This is a genomic window from Archangium sp., from assembly GCF_036388035.1.
Classification (GTDB): Bacteria; Myxococcota; Myxococcia; order Myxococcales; family Myxococcaceae; genus Archangium.
Window position 1 is genome coordinate 1 of the sequence record NZ_DASVSO010000980.1, and the last position, 15638, is coordinate 15638.

The window sequence follows — 15638 nt, forward strand, 5'->3', positions numbered from 1 at the left end:
TCTGGGGCCGCTCCGCCAATGCCTTGCAGCAGAACGAGGGCGGTGGCTTCAACGCGGACCAGGTCAACATCCAGACGAAGAACATCAACGTCTCCATCTACCCGACGAAGAACCCCAACCAACTCACCCTGCTGATTGGCACGCAGCCCGTCTACGACACCGTCTATGACCCGACGCGCACGCCACTCAACGACCTCATCCGCACCGGCTACAAGCTGGCCTTCCTGGGCAGCGACGCCACGGGCGTGTCCGTCTTCGGTGGCTACAAGGGGCTTTCGCGCCTGAGCCTGCTGCCGCTGGGCAGTGCGCAGGCGGACAAGGCGGAGCTCAACGACCCGCGACTCAAGTTCGCCTGGCTGGGCATGGCGGACTACACGTACCCGGTGCGGCCGGGGACGAACGTGGGCCTGTCGCTGTGGCACCTGCGCGATGACACCAAGGGCATCGCCTACGCCTTCGAGGGCTTGGTGCCGAGCGGGCCTGGGTCCAACAACCTGAGCAACTTCACTGGCGTGCCACGGCTGTCCATTGATCGCCCCACGGGCTGGGTGTCGTGGGTGGGCGCCAACTTCAACCACAACATCGACTTCCGCACGGGGCCCTTCGGTGTCTCGGGCTTCGTCATGTACAACCGGGGCCGCTACCGCAGCAACAAGCCGGACACCGTGCTCAACCCGAAGGTGGACATCAGCGGCCTCTCCGCCAACCTGGAGCTGCTCTACAACTACGGGCGGACGGCAAATGACCTCGTGACGCTCGAGGGCATGTTCTCCACGGGCGACTCGGACCTGGGCGACGACCGCTACACGGGTGCCTTCACCCTCAACCAGTACGGCCTGCCGGGCGCGGTGTGGTTCAACCACAAGATGCTACTGCTGTTCCCCTTCACCAGCACGGTGAACAACTACACGGGCGCGGTGACGGACATTTCCAACCAGGGCTTCGGTCTGCAGACCGCGATCGCCACCGGCTCGTATGACCTCGTTCCCAACAAGCTGAATCTCAAGGTGGGCGTGGGCCATGCCATGAGCAGTGTCACTCCGCCCGAGGAGACGCCGGGCGTGGCGCGCGGCCGTGTCATCGGCACGGAGCTCAACGCCGAGCTGCGCTACACCATCCGCTACCTCATGACGGTGGGCCTGCACGGCGGCTACATGATTCGTGGCAACTTCTACGACGGCAATCCGCGCGTCACGGCCAACCCGTGGGCCGCCTTCACCACCTTCACCTGGTACGCGTTCTGACCATGAAGACTCGTGCTCTGGCCCTGCTCGCGCTGGCGGGCCTCTCCACCGGGTGCGTCACCTCGTACGCCGCGCGCCCGCCCCTGTCCTTCCAGGACTTCGACTACTCCTCGCCCGAGGGCAAGCCCTGGCCCGTGAAGCGGCTCGCCCTGCCCGACACGGCCGCCGCGCATGGCCTGGCGCGCGTACCCGAGGTCGCCTACGTCGAGCTCAACCCCGAGGGGACGCAGACCGTCCTCTTCATCCACGGGCTGGGCTCCTACCTGAAGTTCTGGCGCTACCAGCTCGACGCCTTCGCCGCGCAGGGCTACCGCGTCATCGCCGTGGACCTGCCGGGCTTCGGCAAGTCCGACAAGCCCGCCTCCTTCCCGTACAGCATGGAGGCCATGGGGGACGTCGTTCATGAGCTCGCCCAGAAGGTGGGCGCGAACAAGCCCATCCTCGTGGGGCACTCCATGGGCGGGCAGACGTCGCTCTCGTATGCCATCCGCTACCCGGAGGACCTGAAGGCCGTCGTCCTCACGGCTCCCGCGGGCTTCGAGAAGTTCAGCCCCCGGGAGAAGGCCTGGTTCCTTCGCGCCTTCAGCACGGCACTCGTCAAGAGCACGCCCGAGTACGGCATCTGGGGCAGCGTGCGTCAGGGCAACTTCGAGCGCTGGCGGCCGGAGCTCAACTGGCTCATCGAGGAGCGGGTGCGCGTCGCCAAGAGCCCCGAGTTCGACTCGTACGCCTACGCCAACGTGCGCACGGTGAACGGCCTGGTGCACAACGACTTCGTGCGCGACAGCCTGGGGCGCGTCACCGTCCCCACGCTCATCATCTACGGCGAGGACGACCGCCTCATCCCCAATCCCTTCCTCCACGGGGGCGAGGTGCGCGAGGTCATGTCCTACGGGCACGAGCACATCCCGGGCTCGAAGCTCGTGGGCCTGGAGCGGTGTGGCCACACCGTGCAGATGGACTGCCCCCAGGACTACAACCAGCAGGTGCTCGCCTTCCTCAAGGGCCTGGAGTCCGGCGCGCGGCCTTGAGGCCCGACACCGGAGGCGGGGGACGGTGCCGTGTCCCCCGCCCGGTTCAGCGGGACTTCGAGGCCACTACGGGATGATGTGGCTCTTCACCATGCTGAGCTGCACGGCCGCGGTCTGGTCCTTCACGCCGAAGTGCCCGTACGGGTAGCCCGAGTAGACCTTCTCGCCCGTCTGGCCCGGAATGCGAGGGGTGTAGCTGCCGTAGACGACGCTGTTGTAGCCGATGATCTCATCATCGGTGGACCAGATGGTGTAGCGGTAGGCGCCCTCGTAGCTGCTGCTGGCCAGCAGGTTGTTGAGGTACGACGAGCGGCCGCTCACGCTCGTGCCGTTCCAGTAGCCCGGGTACAGGCCGTTGGTGCTGCCGCACGTGGGCGTGCCGGGGCCCGTCTGGTAGCAGGACGTGAGGCCGAGGTTGGCGCCCGCGATGCCCACGAAGGTGTCCACCGAGGACGTCAGCGGGGCGCCGACGTAGTACTGGCCGCCCTCCAGCGAGTCCGTGGCGTAGCCGCCGAGGACGGCCTTGCGCGCCAGCGTCACGCCCATGGAGTGCGCGATGATGTCCACCTTGGCGGCGCCCGTGTAGGCCTTCACCGCCTCGATGAACTTGCGCACCTTCATCACGTTCGTCTTCGAGTGGTACTGGTACGCCGACAGCGAGGCGTCCGCCGGGCCCCACGTCGTCGCGTACAGCTCGCTCGTCTTGTAGCCCTTGGACAGGAAGTAATCGACGGAGGCCGTCCAGCCCGACTGGCCCGCGGTGCCCGTGCCAATGGCCTTGTCCGAGTTGCCGTGGATGAAGATGACCGGCTGGTTCACCACCGTGTCCGTGCTGCTCGCCTTGCCGCCGTAGCTGCCGCCGGCCAGGTCCGCGCGCACCAGGTTGTACGCGGGCTCATAGTTGTTGGTGGTGAGCCAGTTGCGGAAGTGCGAGGTGAAGCCCGCCGTGCTCGCCGCCGACTCGACGGTGCCCGTCTCCTCGACGGGGACGGCCTGCTCGACGGGGGCGGCCCGCGGGGACTCCTCGGAGACGTCCTCCGCGGGACCACAGCCAGAGATGAGCGAGCCCAACAAGAGCGCACCCGAGAGGGAGAGGGAATGACGCAGCTGCATGGTTTTCTCCTTGCTTTTGGGGGAGAGAGGCGTGCACAGGGGTTTGTGCCGCAATGCGTGATTATAGCGTTTTCCACGTTTGATTGCCCGTGTGTCTTAGTTGGTGGGTTCACGGAACACGACTTCAGCCCTCCCCACCTGACGCCTTGCTTGTTAGGTTATGTGACGCATGAGGTCAGGAAACGCCGGTATGACTCTTTGCGTCATGCTGGTCCTGGTCGCCATGCGTGTCTCCGCGTCGGGGGTGGAGGCGCAGCCGGTGGTGCGGAAGCCGAGGCTGCGTGCTGTCACGGTGTCGGGTCGGGTCGAGGAGGTGCGTGTGGCCGCCAGGACGGCGACGCGACTCCGTTTCGACACCGCCCTGGACGCGGGGCGCACCCGGCTGCATGACGAGCACGGACGCTTCGAGCCCCTGGTGCTGGGCAATGACTTTCTCGTCGTCACGCCCCGCGAGGAGGTTCCCGAGGGGGAGCAGGTGACGCTCCAGGTGGTGCTCGCGGATGGCACGCGGTTGCCCTTCGTGCTCGCTACCCGCCTCACCGAGGTGGACGTGCAGGTGCGGGTGGTGAGGCGCGAGCCGAGCCGCCCCGCCCTCGTGTCCACGGCGTGGCGCGAGCACGTGCGGGGACTTCGTGAGGGGCGCGCGGAGTGGCCCGCGCGGCCTCGGGCCCGTGAGGGCGAGGGGCGGGCCGGCCGGCTCGCGGAGGTGATGCTGGAGCTCGCCGGACGCTCCGGGCGCGTGTCCTCGGAGGTGGCGTCGGCCGTCTGGCGTCCGGGCGCGGGGCTGGAGACGGAGCGGCGCCTGTTCCACGCCGGAGGCCTGTCCGGCTTCATGGTGAGGGTGCGCAATCCCGACCCGCTGCGGCCCTGGGAGCCCGGCGAGGTGCGGGTGCGTCACGCGGCGGGAAGAGGGGAGGTGGAGGTGCAGGCCCTCCGCATGGAGCCCGTGTCACTCCCGCCCGGTGGGTGGGGGTGGCTCGTCGTCGTCACCGGTGCGCTGCCTCGCGACGAGGGTGCCCGGTTCGAGCTGGAGCTGCGGGGAAGGGGTGGGGCCCGCCAGGCCCCGCCAGAGGGCGTCGCGCTGTGAGCGGCTCGTTTTTCCAGTCGTGAGCCCGGAGGACGTCATGCACTCGAACAAGACCCGCTGGCGCCGTTGGATGTTGATCATCGCTACCGCGGCCGCTCTGGGCGGAGGGGCGGCCTATGCGATGAACAAGGAGTGCTGGAACTGCGCGCCGTGTGGCTGCAGCCCGGATGGGGGCTTCCTCATGTGTTGTGATGTCTACGCTTGCTGACGGTGGCGCGGTCTGGATGGAAATCAGGTCCGGCAACCCGGGGAACGCATGAGAGGCATAGCGTATGCGGCGTGAGGGGACACGCCCGAAGCGGTTCGCGCTCACCGCGGCCTTTGGCGGTCTGGCTGTCTTCCTCTGGCAGCTCGCCACCGCCTCCTTCGCTCCAGGCCCACGAGAGTCCCCAGACGGAGGCCCGGATCTCCTCCACTCACTGCCCCGCTCCCCCGTCCGTGCCCTCCTCCCCGGCGCGCCCGTGCTCGAGGCCAGCGTCTCCGCCTCCTCCCGTCTGGTAGGGGCCGTCCACGGGGGGCAGTTCCGCGCCTCCGCCCGCGTGCCCGCGCCTGTCTCCGAGGCGCGCTCCCTCTCCAGTCCGCCTCCCGTGACGGTCCTGCCTTTATCCTCGGAGGAGCGCTCACCGGAGGGGCTCCCGGCCTCGGCGATGCGCTGCACCCGGACAGCCACCGGGCTCGACTGTGGAAGCTGTCGCACCGACGGGGACTGCTCACCCGGGCAGGGCTGCGTGGCCAACCGCGAGACGCGCCGCTTCGAGTGTCAGGCCTCCGACTGTGAAGAGGACGCGCACTGCTTCCCCGGCTCCGTGTGCCGCGCCGTCACCACCGGAGCCACCGGCACCACCGCCATCCACCGCTGTGTCCCCGAGGGCGTGCGGCGCGAGGGCGAGTCCTGTGACACCATGCCCATCTCGCCCGCGGGCTCCTGTCGCGAGGGCCTGCGCTGCGTCAACCAGGTGTGCTCCGTGCCGTGTGCGCTCGGTGAGGCGCCCTCGGGTTGTCCCGAGGGGCTCGTCTGTACCGACAGCCTCAATGGTCCGGGCTGTTTTCCCGACTGCCAGCGGCTCGGCTGCCCCGAGGGCCAGCGCTGCTCACGCGTCCGGGACAATCAGTATCAATGTCTCGTGGACTCCCAGGGAGACTGCCGCGACACCCCGTGCCCCGAGGGCGAGCGCTGCAACCTGCGCATGTCCCGGGGCCGCGCCGTCTTCTGGTGCGCCCCCGTCTGCAACCCGCTGGTGTCCAACAGCTGCTCCGAGGGCCAGGTGTGTGGCGTGGGCAGCCCCACCGTCAGCACCTGCTTTCGCAAGTGCGACCCGATGGACATGGACGCCTGTGGCCCCGGGTGGGCGTGCTCCACCGTGTCCGAGGACATGACGGTGTTCGGCTGCACGCCCGAGCTGCGGCGTTAGGCAGGGCTTCAGGGCACCACGACCCGACGCAGGTGGGCGCCCAGCCGCGTCGTGAGCTCGTAGTGAATCGTCTGCGCCCAGTCCGCCACGCTCTCCACGTGCAGGTGCTCGTCGCCGTCCTTGCCGATGAGCGTCGCCGTCAGCGGGCGCTCGTCGTGCGTGGCCCGCGTCACGTCCACGATGGTGTGGTTCATCATCACGCGCCCCAGCACCGGGCACCGGCGCCCGTTCACCAGCACGTGCGCCTTGCCCGACACCAGCCGTGGGTAGCCGTCGAAGTAGCCCACCGGGAGGATGGCCACCCGCGTCGCCTCGGGGCAGCGGTACGTGCAGCCGTAGCCCACGTAGCTCCCCGAGGGCAGCCACTTCACCACCTGGCTCGGGCAGCGCCAGGAGAGCACCGGCCTCAGCTCCGGCACCCGGCCGAGCACCAGCCGCGCCGACAGCCGCGTCTCCGACGAGGGCCACAGGCCATACAGCGAGATGCCCACGCGCTGCGCGTCGTAGCGCGCCCGGGGAAGCACCAGCGTCGCCGCGCTCGCCGCCATGTGCCGCTGCAGGGGCTCCTGCACCGGCACGCTCGCGCGCAGCGCCATCAGCCCGCCCTCGAAGATGTCGACCTGCGTCTCGGCGTAGTTCTGCTCCGTCACGTCCTCGGTGTTGGCGAAGTGGCTCAGCGCTCCCACCACCCGCAGCACGTCCGCCGACTCGCGCAGGAAGTCCAGCTCACCTCCGGCGATCTGCCCCGGCGTGAAGCCCTCGCGGCCCAGCCCCGTGTCCACGTGTACGTGGACCCGCAGCGGGTGCTCCAGCTTCGCCCGGCGCAGCTCCGCCACGGTGTCTCGCCACGAGCCGTCCCCCACCACCACCTCCACGCCCGCGCGCGCCAGCGCCACCGCCTCCTCCGCGTCCGTGGCGCCGATGACGAGCACCTGCTTGCGCGGCAGGCCTCGCGCCTCCTCGAGCGCCCGCACCGTCAGCGCGTCGCCCGGCGTGATGAAGTAGAGGACGTCCACCAGCGGGTGCACCAGCGGCAGCATCTGCACGAGCCCGTGCCCGTATGCGTTGCCCTTCAGCACCGCACCCAGCGCCTTCGGCCCGCCGACGTCCGCGGACAGCTTGCGGAACATGGCCACGTTCGACGCCAGTGCTCCCGCCGACAGCTCCAGCCTCGACGCCACCTTCCCCGATGCTCCCGCGGTCACTTCGTGCATCTGACGCCTGCCCGTCCTTCGCGCCAGCCGGCGCGCTGTGAGGAGGAGGGGCCGTATGCGTGGCACGGGCCCTCCTCACTCGCCTTCTGCGTCAAAGCATGCCGCTTTGCACGCGCCTTCCGAGCGGGCGGGCATGGGAGCGCACGAGGCCAGCCACGGGCAGCGGCTCCATGGGTCCGTCCCCTGCGTCCTCCCGGGCATGCGCATCTTCACCGGGTAACGCGGCCCCGCGCCGCCTGGGAGGAAGTCCATGAACCTGTGGAAGAAGCTCACCTCGCGGTTCCGTGAGGACGAGGAGCCCGGTGTCTCCGCTGGACCGGAGTCCCCGGGGATGACCTACGCCGACCTGGAGCGCGACAAGGACCTCAAGGAGCGGCAGCTCTCCGGCGTGTCCGGGCCGCCCCTGGGCCAGGACGCCTCGGCCATCGAAGAGGACGAGTAAGGGGGGAGGGGGCGGACATGTGATAGGTCGCCTACCTCTCACTCCCGCCTCCTTGCCCACCATGCGCCACCTGCTCGCCTCCCTCGTCGCGCTCTTCTGCGTCACGTCCTCCCTGGCGTCCGCCCAGGCTCCCGCGCCCACCACCGCGTACCTGCTGCGCCCGGCTCGCGTCTTCGACGGCGTCTCCGCCAAGCCACAGGAGGGCTGGGTCGTGCTCGTCCGCGGGGACCGCATCGCCGCCGTCGGGCCCGCCGCCCAGGTGACCGCCCCTGCCGGTGCCGAGACCGTCGACCTGCCCGGCACCACGCTCGTCCCGGGCCTCATCGAGGGCCACTCGCACCTGCTGCTCCACCCCTACAACGAGACGTCCTGGAACGATCAGGTGCTCCGCGAGCCGCTCGCGCTCCGCGTCGCCCGCGCCACCCGCCACGCCCACGACACCCTGCTCGCCGGCTTCACCACCGTGCGAGACCTCGGCACCGAGGGCGCCGCGGATGCCGACGTGGGCCTCAAGCAGGCCATCCAGCAGGGCATCATCCCCGGGCCGCGCGTGCTCGCCACCACCCGCGCCATCGTCGCCACCGGCTCCTACGCCCCCAAGGGCTACGCCCCCGAGTGGCACGTGCCCCAGGGCGCCGAGGAGGCCGATGGGTTCGATCCGCTCATGCGCGCCGTGCGCGGGCAGATGGGCAAGGGCGCCGATTGGATCAAGGTCTACGGCGACTACCGCTGGGGCCCTCGGGGCGAGGCGCTCCCCACCTTCTCGCTGGAGGAGATGCGGCTCATCGTCCAGACCGCGCGGGACGGCGGGCGCCCCGTCGTGGTCCACGCGAGCACCGCCGAGGGCATGCGCCGCGCCGTGCTCGCCGGCGCCGAGAGCATCGAGCACGGGGACGGCGGCACCCCCGAGGTCTTCAAGCTGATGGCCCAGTACGGCGTCTTCTTCTGCCCCACGCTCGCCGCCGGTGACGCCATCCACCAGTACGGCGGCTGGAAGAAGGGCACGGACCCCGAGCCCGCCGCCCTCCAGCAGAAGCGCGCCAGCTTCCGCGCCGCGCTCGCCGCCGGAGTGCAGATCTGCAACGGCAGCGACGTGGGCGTCTTCACCCACGGAGACAACGCCCGCGAGCTGGAGCTGCTGGTGAACTACGGCATGACGCCCCTGCAGGCCCTCAAGTCCGCCACCTCGGTCAACGCGCGCATGCTCCACATGGAGGACCGCCTCGGCCAGGTGAAGGAGGGCCTGCTGGCGGACCTCGTCGCGGTGCAGGGCGACCCCACGCAGGACATCTCCGCCGTGCGCCGCGTGCGCTTCGTCATGAAGAACGGCACCGTGTATCGACGGTAGGTGAGGTCAGGCCTCTCAGAGCGAGAGGACAGGCTCGGAGGCCACCTCGGAGGCGGAGTGTGACCGCCCTCGCTCCAGCCCGTGACGGCGCGCGGCCACTTCGACGATGTGCCGCACGAGCTCCGGATAGGACATCCCGCGCTCCCGGGCGCCGAGCGCCACCTCGCTCTTCGCCTCGAGGTAGGGGTTGGGATTCACCTCGAGCAGATAGGGCTCGTTGGAGTGGCTGGAGACGCGGAAGTCGATGCGTGCGTAGTCGCGCAGCTTGAGCGCGCGGAAGGCCGTCACCGCGGCGCGCTCGATGCGGCCGTGCAGCTCGTCCGAGAGATCATGCGGCATCACGAGCTGGGGGCTGCCGGGCGTGTCCGGGCCGAACTTCACCTCCCGGTCGGCGATCTTCATGCGCTTGCGGCTCCACTTCTTGCCGAAGTCGAGCTCCACCACGGGAAGCACCTCGGGGCGGGCGTGGTCCCCGAGCACGCCCACGTAGATCTCCCGTCCCTCGATGAACTCCTCGGCGAGCGCCTCGTCGTCATACTCCTCGCGGATGAGCCGCACGCGGCGCGCCAGGCCCTCCATGTCCCGCTCCACGCCCAGGCCCATGGAGGCGTCCGAGCGGGCGGGTTTGACGATGAGCGGGAAGGAGAGGTCCCCGCTCGTCTGGAACGAGGTGCCATCGAAGGTGGCGAAGCGCGGGGTGAGCACCCCGTGGAACTGGAGGAGCTGCTTGGTGAGGATCTTGTCCTGCGCCAGCAGCAGGCCCGCCGTCCCCGAGCCGGTGAAGGGCACGCGCGCCAGCTCCAGCACGGCGGCGACGTTCACCTCCAGGCGGTAGTCCTCGGCGAAGGTCTCGCAGAGGTTGAAGACGAGGTCGCAGCGGGAGCGGGCCACCTGCCGCAGCAGGTCCGTGACGCTCTCGTCCACGCGCAGGTCCACTGGCGTGTGTCCGCCCTCCTGGAGCGCGGCGCACACCTGCGCCACCACGGGGTCGGGCGGCTCGGACTCGGGCTGGTAGTGGAGCACCGCGATGCGGAGGGGCGGCAGGGCCATGGTCAGTCCTCGAAGAAGCGGTTGGTGTAGAGATAGTTCATGGCCAGCACCGTCACGAGCGAGGCGAGCTGGACGGCCGCCTCCGGGCTGTCATCCGGGTGGAGCGTGAGCCCGAGCGCGGCCGTCCGCTCGGCCAGGTGGTCCACCACCGCGCGCACCACGCCCCGGCCCACGCCCGCGTACTGGCTCACCGTGGAGAGCAGCCGCTGGCGCTCGGCCCGCACGAGCGTCTCCGCGTGGATGGGCGCCTCCCCAGGTCCATAGAAGAGATCCTCCAGGGCCTGATCGAAGGCGTTGCGCAGCTCGACCTCGACCTTCTCGTTCAGCTCCCGCTGACGGTAGTGGTCGAGGACCGTCTCCTCCATCTCCTCGGTGGTGAAGTCCGGCTCGGCGAGCTTCACGAGCGGCGGGGCCCGGCCGAGCCGTGAGACGATCTCCTCCACGTACTGGAGCTTCCGCAGCGCGCCCCAGCCCTGGTAGCGCTTGCGCCAGTCCCCGCTGGGGGTGAGCCACACGGCGAACGTCTCGGCGAAGTCCTCGTCCGGGTGCTTCTGGGCGTACCAGCCGGAGATGTGCCGGACGTACCGGCGGGAGAAGGGCTGGGGCTTGTAGTCGTCGCGGTAGGGGCGCGAGTAGTCGCCGAACACGCGCAGCCACTCGTCCGTCTCGTAGAGCCGGTAGGCGTAGTTGAAGGCATGGCCTGCCTCGTGGCGGAGGTACATGAGGATCTCCGCCTCGCTCTCCACTCCGCCCCCCAGCTCCGCCTCCAGGGAGTGCAGGTCCGGGTCGGCCAGGTAGAAGGGCAGGCCGATGACCGGGACGCCCGAGGGGCAGCCCCACTCGTCGGACAGGTAGCATTGAGGCTTGAAGGAGATGCCCTTGGCTTCCAGCTCCGCGTGGAGCTGGGCGATGTGCCGCTCGAGCGGCGTGCCCGCCAGCCGGAGCGAGAGATCCTTGATGCGCGCCTGGAGCAAGGCCTCGCGCTGGGCGGAGAGCTTGCCGCGACCCTCACTGTGCTCGGTCGGGTGCTTCTCCCGCATCACCCCGGGGTCTGACTGGGGAGGTTGCATCATGACCCTTCTAGGTAAGGACCGATTCCGAGGAAGGGCAGGCATCAGCGCCGTTGAAGCAGGCGGCGGAGCGAGCGCACGCCTGGAACGACGACGGGCGGCCCCTCTTCGGAGCCGCCCGTGGGTGCACCCGAGACTCAAAACGCCTCTTCGGGGACCTCCATCAGGTCCAGCGCGCCCTGCTCCACCATGCGCGCGGCGTGGGCCAGCCCCGGCAGCACCTCGCGGCAGAACCAGCGCGCGCTGGCGAGCTTGCCCACGTAGAAGGCCTTGTCGCCTGGGTTCTCCTTCGCCCGTTCCAGCGCCACCCCCGCGTGCCGCACCAGCAGCCAGCCCACCACGAGGTCCGCCAGCGCCATCAGCACCCGGTTGCCCTGCAAGCCCACGTGGTAGACGGACTCGCCCAGCTTGCCCATCAGCGAGCCCAGCATCGTCTCCACGTCGGCGAGGCCCCTTGCCAGCGCCGCGCGCTCGGTCTCCAGCTCCTTGCCGCCCTCGTCCGACTCCGCCGTCGCGCGCACCTGTCCCAGCAGCCGCTGCAGCGTGGCCCCGCCGTCGCGCGCCACCTTGCGCATCAGCAAGTCCAACGCCTGGATGTGCGTGGTGCCCTCGTAGAGCGTGTCGATCTTCTGGTCCCGGATGTACTGCTCCATCGGGTAGTCCTTGAGGTAGCCCGAGCCGCCCAGGCACTGCAGCGACAGCGCGAGCAGCTCGTAGGCCTTCTCCGAGCAGTAGCCCTTCACCAGCGGCAGCAGCAGGTCATTGAGCGAGTCGTACTCGGCGGCCTCCAGCGCCCGGTGCCCGCCCTTCACCTCCACCTGGTCCTGGATGGAGGCGGTGAAGAGGCAGAGGGCGCGCATGCCCTCGGCGTGCGCCTTCTGCGCCATCAGCATCCGCCGCACGTCCGGGTGGTGGATGATGGTGACGCGGGGGGCCTTGGCATCGCGCGCCTGCATCAGGTCCGCGCCCTGCTTGCGGTCCTTCGTGAACTCCAGCGCGTTGAGGTACGCGGTGGACAGCGTGGCCATGGACTTCATGCCAATGGCCATGCGGGCCTGCTCGATGATGTGGAACATCTGGCGGATGCCGTCGTGCACCTCGCCCAGCAGCAGCCCGCGCGCCGGCTTGCCGTCCCCGAAGGTCAGCTCGCTCGTCACCGAGCCCTTCAGCCCCATCTTCTCTTCAATCTTCGTGCACACCACGCCGTTGCGCTCGCCCAGCCTCCCGTCCTCCTCCACCCAGTACTTGGGGACGATGAAGAGCGAGAGCCCCTTGGTGCCCGGGCCCGCGCCCTCGGGCCGCGCCAGCACCATGTGGATGATGTTCTCCGCGTTGTCCGCCTCCGCGCTGGTGATGAAGCGCTTCACGCCTTCAATCTCCCAGGTGCCGTCCCCCACCTGGCGCGCCTTGGTGCGCCCCGCGCCCACGTCACTGCCCGCGTCCGGCTCGGTGAGCACCATGGTGCCCACCCAGCGCCGCTCCATCATCGCCGGCAGGAAGCGCTTCTTCTGAGCCTCGGTGCCCAGCCGGTCGATGACGCGCGCCAGGATGCCGCCCAGCGTGAAGAAGGCCACCGCCGGGTTGGCGCCCGCCACCAGCTCGAAGGCGGCCCAGCCCAGCGAGGGCGGGGCGGCCATGCCCCCCAGGTGCACCGGCAGCTCGAGCTGGCTCATCCCCGCGTCGTAGTAGGCCGCCAGCGCGTGCTTGAGCCCCGGGGGCATCGTCACCGTGCCGTTCTCCAGCTTCGGCGGGTTGTGCTCGGCCTCGGAGAAGCTCGGGGCCATCTCCTTCACACACACCTCGGCGAACGTCTCCAGCGTCTGCCGGGCCGCCGTCTCGTCGAAGTCCCCGAAGGGCGCCTTGCCCAGCGAGGTCCGGCCGATGTCGAGGAACTCGAAGAGGTTGAAGTGCAGGTCGCGCAGGTTGTGCTTGTAGTGGCTGGACGCGGACGACATGTCGGCCTCGACGGAGAGTGTGGGTTGGGGCCCCAGGCTATCGCCAGGGCGGGGCCCATCCCGTCACGTTTTTCGGGGGGGTCGCAACCCGGGGGGCTTCGCTGCGACAATAATGGGACGAAGCACCCCCCGTGCGTCCGCACAGCGAGGAGCGTCCATGAGCATCCGAAGGATCGGCTTCAATCCCTTCGTCCAGACCGCCAGCCTCATCGAGGCCCAGCGGCGCGTCGAGGCCGTCGAGAAGCACATCGGGGCCGAGGACACGGAGCTGAAGTCCGAGGAGGACCTCCTCAACGCCATCAACGCCCAGCACCAGGCCGAGCTGGAGGCGCTCGAGGCGGAGCGCGCGGCGAAGGAGCGCGAGACCACGGAGCTGCGCGCCAGGCTGCTCAACGTGGATGGCTTCGAGCGCACCCAGCGCGAGCTCGTGGACCTCAAGGGGGGCGTGGACGTCGCGCAGGAGGGTGTTGTCGCGGGCGCCGAGGCGGGTGCGGACCAGCCGGCCGTCACGCTCGCGCACCTGGCCCGGGCAAGTGCGTACGCGGCGGCGGCCAGGGCGGAGCGGGCCGCGGCGGAGCAGGCCGAGGTAGAGCGGCTCGCGGCGGAGCGGCTCGCGGCGGAGGCGGCCCCCGTGAGCGACGAGGCGGAGGTGGGGGCCGGGGTGGAGGTGGGAGCCGGGGTGGAGGGCAACTGGATGGAGGCGGAGCTCTCCGCGCTGCAGTCGGAACTCGACGAGGTCGACGCGGCCGAGGAGGCCTACAGCGATCCGGGCGCGGACTCGTTCTTCGCGAGCCTCGAGGACATCGAGAACCTGGAGGAAGGTGGGGCGGACTTCGACGACTCGGGAGCGAACGCCTTCGTCGCGAGCCTCGATGACATCGCCCACCTCGTGCCCGTGGCGGACGAGCCTTCCGTGCTCGCCTCGGCGGAAGCGGCCGCTCCAGCTCCCGCGGTGGTGGACTCGTTCGAGGCCGCTCCCGCCCATCCCGTGGCTCCCGCCACGCCCGGGGCTCCGGCTCCCGAAGCGGCGCTGGCGGCCACCGAGGTCCAGGACGAGCCGGCTCCGGTCGCCGCCACCGAGCCCGGAGCGCAGCCCGTGGGGCTCCCGTTCGACGACGAGGCCTAGGTGGCCCGGCGGTTCATGGTTTTTCTCTTTTTCTGAAAAACCCGCTTAACTTGTTTAGACGGATAGGGTAGGGTGGCGGAGCCGCATCAAGACTCAGTCCCCCCCACGCTCAATCCCCGAAGACGAGGCCGGCGATGAAACGCTTTGGTCCCCTTTTGTCCTGTGCGCTGTTGGCTGCCTGCTCTCCCGAGTCCGCGACGGAGGGCACCGCCCAGGTAGACAGCATCGGTGTGCAAACGCAGCAGGTCCGCGACGAGGTCGTGGGCGTCTCACTCGACGTGCCGAGCGACTGGCGCGTGCATCAGGATCCGGTGCTGTTCAACACCTACGGCTTCGCGCTGTTCGATCCCAGCGGCCCCAGCATCGGTGGACATGAGCGCTCGCCGGCGGCCCGCATCGCGCTGGCCTACCAGGTCAAGCCGGAGCAGATCGAAGGACTGGTCCAGGACCTGATGAGCAAGTACCCGGAGTTCCCGCTGACCCGCACCGAGGTGGTGGTGGGCAACGGCCTGCGGGGCATCGCGGTGAGCGGGTTGCCGGGCACGGACGCGTACTCGCTCGTGTACGTGGCGGACGGCGAGCGGGTGTACCGGATCGGCCTGTGGACGGAGACGCCGGGGCTGGACGCCCGGGCGCACAAGGTCCTGGCCAGCCTGCGGTTCGAGCAGCCGAAGCGCTCGGTGCAGTCGCTGAACCTCGAGCCCGTCGAGAAGGCCATGCGCACCCCGCCTCCCGCGGAGCAGCTGGAGCTCAGCAAGCGCGCGCAGATGGATCGCGCCGTGCAGATCGCCCTGGAGGGAGGAGCGCCCCAGGAGCTGGAGGTCCAGGAGCCGAACGTCGAGGTCGCGCAGACGGCCTGTGAGTTCGGTCAGCCGGGGGGCGTGTTCTGGCAGACGGTCTGGGACGCCACCAACAAGTTCTACAGCGGCTACACGACGGTCTACTCCGGCACCTACTACAACCTCCGGCCCGGAGACCCGGGCTGGAGCGCCATGAGTGGCAACTACGGCAGCTGGTGGGGGCAGAACTACCACGTGCGCAAGTGCAACACGGGCCTGCTCAACCAGTACTACGCCAACGACTGGCCGGCGCATAAGAACGCCAACGTGTACTCGGCCACCACGGGCACGGTGGAGTGGGCGGGCTGGGACTACTACGACAGCGAGGGCTACTACACGCTGGGCAACTACGTGGTGGTGCGCAACGGCGCCTACCGGGCGATCATGGCGCACCTGACGAGCGTCGCGGTCTCCGCGGGCGCGAGCGTGGGCATGAACACCATCATCGGCTACGCCGGCAAGACGGGCGGCCCCTGGGACGAGCACGTGCACTCGCGCATCGCCTACGGGGAGTCGCGCACCTACAACGGCCAGCCCTACGGCGGCAGCATCGTGTGGCCGGAGAAGCTGCGGTGCGTCTCCTGCCGGGCGAGCGATCCGGGCGATGCCGCCGGCAACGGCGACGGACAGTTCGACCTCAAGGACAGCTCGGGGGCGAAGTTCTACACGCGCTTCTACCACGGCCGCTGGATGAGGGGCTGAGCGCG

Annotated in this window: 13 protein-coding genes; 8 read left to right on the top strand and 5 right to left on the bottom strand. The window is 69.7% G+C overall.

Annotated elements, in window-relative coordinates; all coding sequences use genetic code 11:
• A partial coding sequence (locus VF697_RS40445; protein ID WP_331103687.1) for a hypothetical protein occupies positions 1–1244 on the top strand: 1244 nt, incomplete at its 5' end.
• A 2-nt stretch (positions 1245–1246) separates the two neighbouring features.
• On the top strand, positions 1247–2275 hold the full coding sequence (locus VF697_RS40450; RefSeq protein WP_331103689.1) for an alpha/beta hydrolase: 1029 nt from the start codon (positions 1247–1249) through the stop codon (positions 2273–2275).
• Between the two features lie 66 nt (positions 2276–2341).
• Here VF697_RS40450 and VF697_RS40455 read toward each other — a convergent pair whose 3' ends face one another.
• The gene (locus VF697_RS40455) at positions 2342–3388 is read right to left on the bottom strand and encodes a lipase family protein (protein ID WP_331103691.1); all 1047 of its coding nucleotides are present in this window, start codon (positions 3386–3388) and stop codon (positions 2342–2344) included.
• 205 nt (positions 3389–3593) lie between these two features.
• Between VF697_RS40455 and VF697_RS40460 the strand changes: the two genes are divergently transcribed.
• Together VF697_RS40460 and VF697_RS40465 are read left to right on the top strand one after the other, a co-directional pair.
• Complete coding sequence (locus VF697_RS40460) at positions 3594–4475, top strand: DUF2381 family protein (protein ID WP_331103693.1); 882 nt, start codon at positions 3594–3596, stop codon at positions 4473–4475.
• 272 nt (positions 4476–4747) lie between these two features.
• Positions 4748–5887, top strand: coding sequence for a hypothetical protein (locus VF697_RS40465; protein ID WP_331103695.1), 1140 nt, complete (start codon positions 4748–4750; stop codon positions 5885–5887).
• 8 nt (positions 5888–5895) lie between these two features.
• On the opposite strand, the gene alr is transcribed toward VF697_RS40465, so the two are convergent.
• Positions 5896–7101 (bottom strand): alanine racemase, encoded by a 1206-nt coding sequence (gene alr / locus VF697_RS40470; protein WP_331103697.1) that lies wholly within the window; start codon positions 7099–7101, stop codon positions 5896–5898.
• A 250-nt stretch (positions 7102–7351) separates the two neighbouring features.
• Here alr and VF697_RS40475 point away from each other — a divergent pair, with 250 nt between their 5' ends.
• Both VF697_RS40475 and VF697_RS40480 read left to right on the top strand, forming a co-directional pair.
• Positions 7352–7543, top strand: coding sequence for a hypothetical protein (locus VF697_RS40475; RefSeq protein WP_331103699.1), 192 nt, complete (start codon positions 7352–7354; stop codon positions 7541–7543).
• Positions 7544–7604: 61 nt separating this feature from the next.
• Positions 7605–8891: an amidohydrolase family protein gene (locus tag VF697_RS40480; RefSeq protein ID WP_331103701.1), complete on the top strand. Its 1287-nt coding sequence runs from the start codon at positions 7605–7607 to the stop codon at positions 8889–8891.
• Between the two features lie 15 nt (positions 8892–8906).
• Here VF697_RS40480 and VF697_RS40485 read toward each other — a convergent pair whose 3' ends face one another.
• The 3 genes from VF697_RS40485 to VF697_RS40495 all read right to left on the bottom strand — a co-directional run bounded on the left by VF697_RS40485 (position 8907) and on the right by VF697_RS40495 (position 12966).
• On the bottom strand, positions 8907–9941 hold the full coding sequence (locus tag VF697_RS40485; RefSeq protein WP_331103702.1) for a D-alanine--D-alanine ligase family protein: 1035 nt from the start codon (positions 9939–9941) through the stop codon (positions 8907–8909).
• 2 nt (positions 9942–9943) lie between these two features.
• Positions 9944–11014, bottom strand: coding sequence for a putative zinc-binding metallopeptidase (locus VF697_RS40490; RefSeq protein ID WP_331103703.1), 1071 nt, complete (start codon positions 11012–11014; stop codon positions 9944–9946).
• Positions 11015–11148: 134 nt separating this feature from the next.
• Positions 11149–12966, bottom strand: a complete 1818-nt coding sequence (locus VF697_RS40495; protein WP_331103704.1) for an acyl-CoA dehydrogenase — start codon at positions 12964–12966, stop codon at positions 11149–11151.
• 157 nt (positions 12967–13123) lie between these two features.
• Between VF697_RS40495 and VF697_RS40500 the strand changes: the two genes are divergently transcribed.
• Together VF697_RS40500 and VF697_RS40505 are read left to right on the top strand one after the other, a co-directional pair.
• Positions 13124–14092, top strand: coding sequence for a hypothetical protein (locus VF697_RS40500; RefSeq protein ID WP_331103706.1), 969 nt, complete (start codon positions 13124–13126; stop codon positions 14090–14092).
• 230 nt (positions 14093–14322) lie between these two features.
• Positions 14323–15633, top strand: coding sequence for a M23 family metallopeptidase (locus VF697_RS40505; RefSeq protein WP_331103707.1), 1311 nt, complete (start codon positions 14323–14325; stop codon positions 15631–15633).
• Positions 15634–15638: the final 5 nt, after the last annotated feature.

Bases quoted from the DNA above. Each gene is read 5' to 3' on its own strand.
- VF697_RS40490 (WP_331103703.1), bottom strand. From the start codon at position 11,014: ATGATGCAACCTCCCCAGTCAGACCCCGGGGTGATGCGGGAGAAGCAC.
- VF697_RS40460 (WP_331103693.1), top strand. From the start codon at position 3,594: ATGCTGGTCCTGGTCGCCATGCGTGTCTCCGCGTCGGGGGTGGAGGCG.
- VF697_RS40455 (WP_331103691.1), bottom strand. From the start codon at position 3,388: ATGCAGCTGCGTCATTCCCTCTCCCTCTCGGGTGCGCTCTTGTTGGGC.
- VF697_RS40495 (WP_331103704.1), bottom strand. From the start codon at position 12,966: ATGTCGTCCGCGTCCAGCCACTACAAGCACAACCTGCGCGACCTGCAC.
- VF697_RS40475 (WP_331103699.1), top strand. From the start codon at position 7,352: ATGAACCTGTGGAAGAAGCTCACCTCGCGGTTCCGTGAGGACGAGGAG.
- VF697_RS40450 (WP_331103689.1), top strand. From the start codon at position 1,247: ATGAAGACTCGTGCTCTGGCCCTGCTCGCGCTGGCGGGCCTCTCCACC.
- alr (WP_331103697.1), bottom strand. From the start codon at position 7,101: ATGCACGAAGTGACCGCGGGAGCATCGGGGAAGGTGGCGTCGAGGCTG.
- VF697_RS40500 (WP_331103706.1), top strand. From the start codon at position 13,124: ATGAGCATCCGAAGGATCGGCTTCAATCCCTTCGTCCAGACCGCCAGC.
- VF697_RS40485 (WP_331103702.1), bottom strand. From the start codon at position 9,941: ATGGCCCTGCCGCCCCTCCGCATCGCGGTGCTCCACTACCAGCCCGAG.
- VF697_RS40465 (WP_331103695.1), top strand. From the start codon at position 4,748: ATGCGGCGTGAGGGGACACGCCCGAAGCGGTTCGCGCTCACCGCGGCC.
- VF697_RS40480 (WP_331103701.1), top strand. From the start codon at position 7,605: ATGCGCCACCTGCTCGCCTCCCTCGTCGCGCTCTTCTGCGTCACGTCC.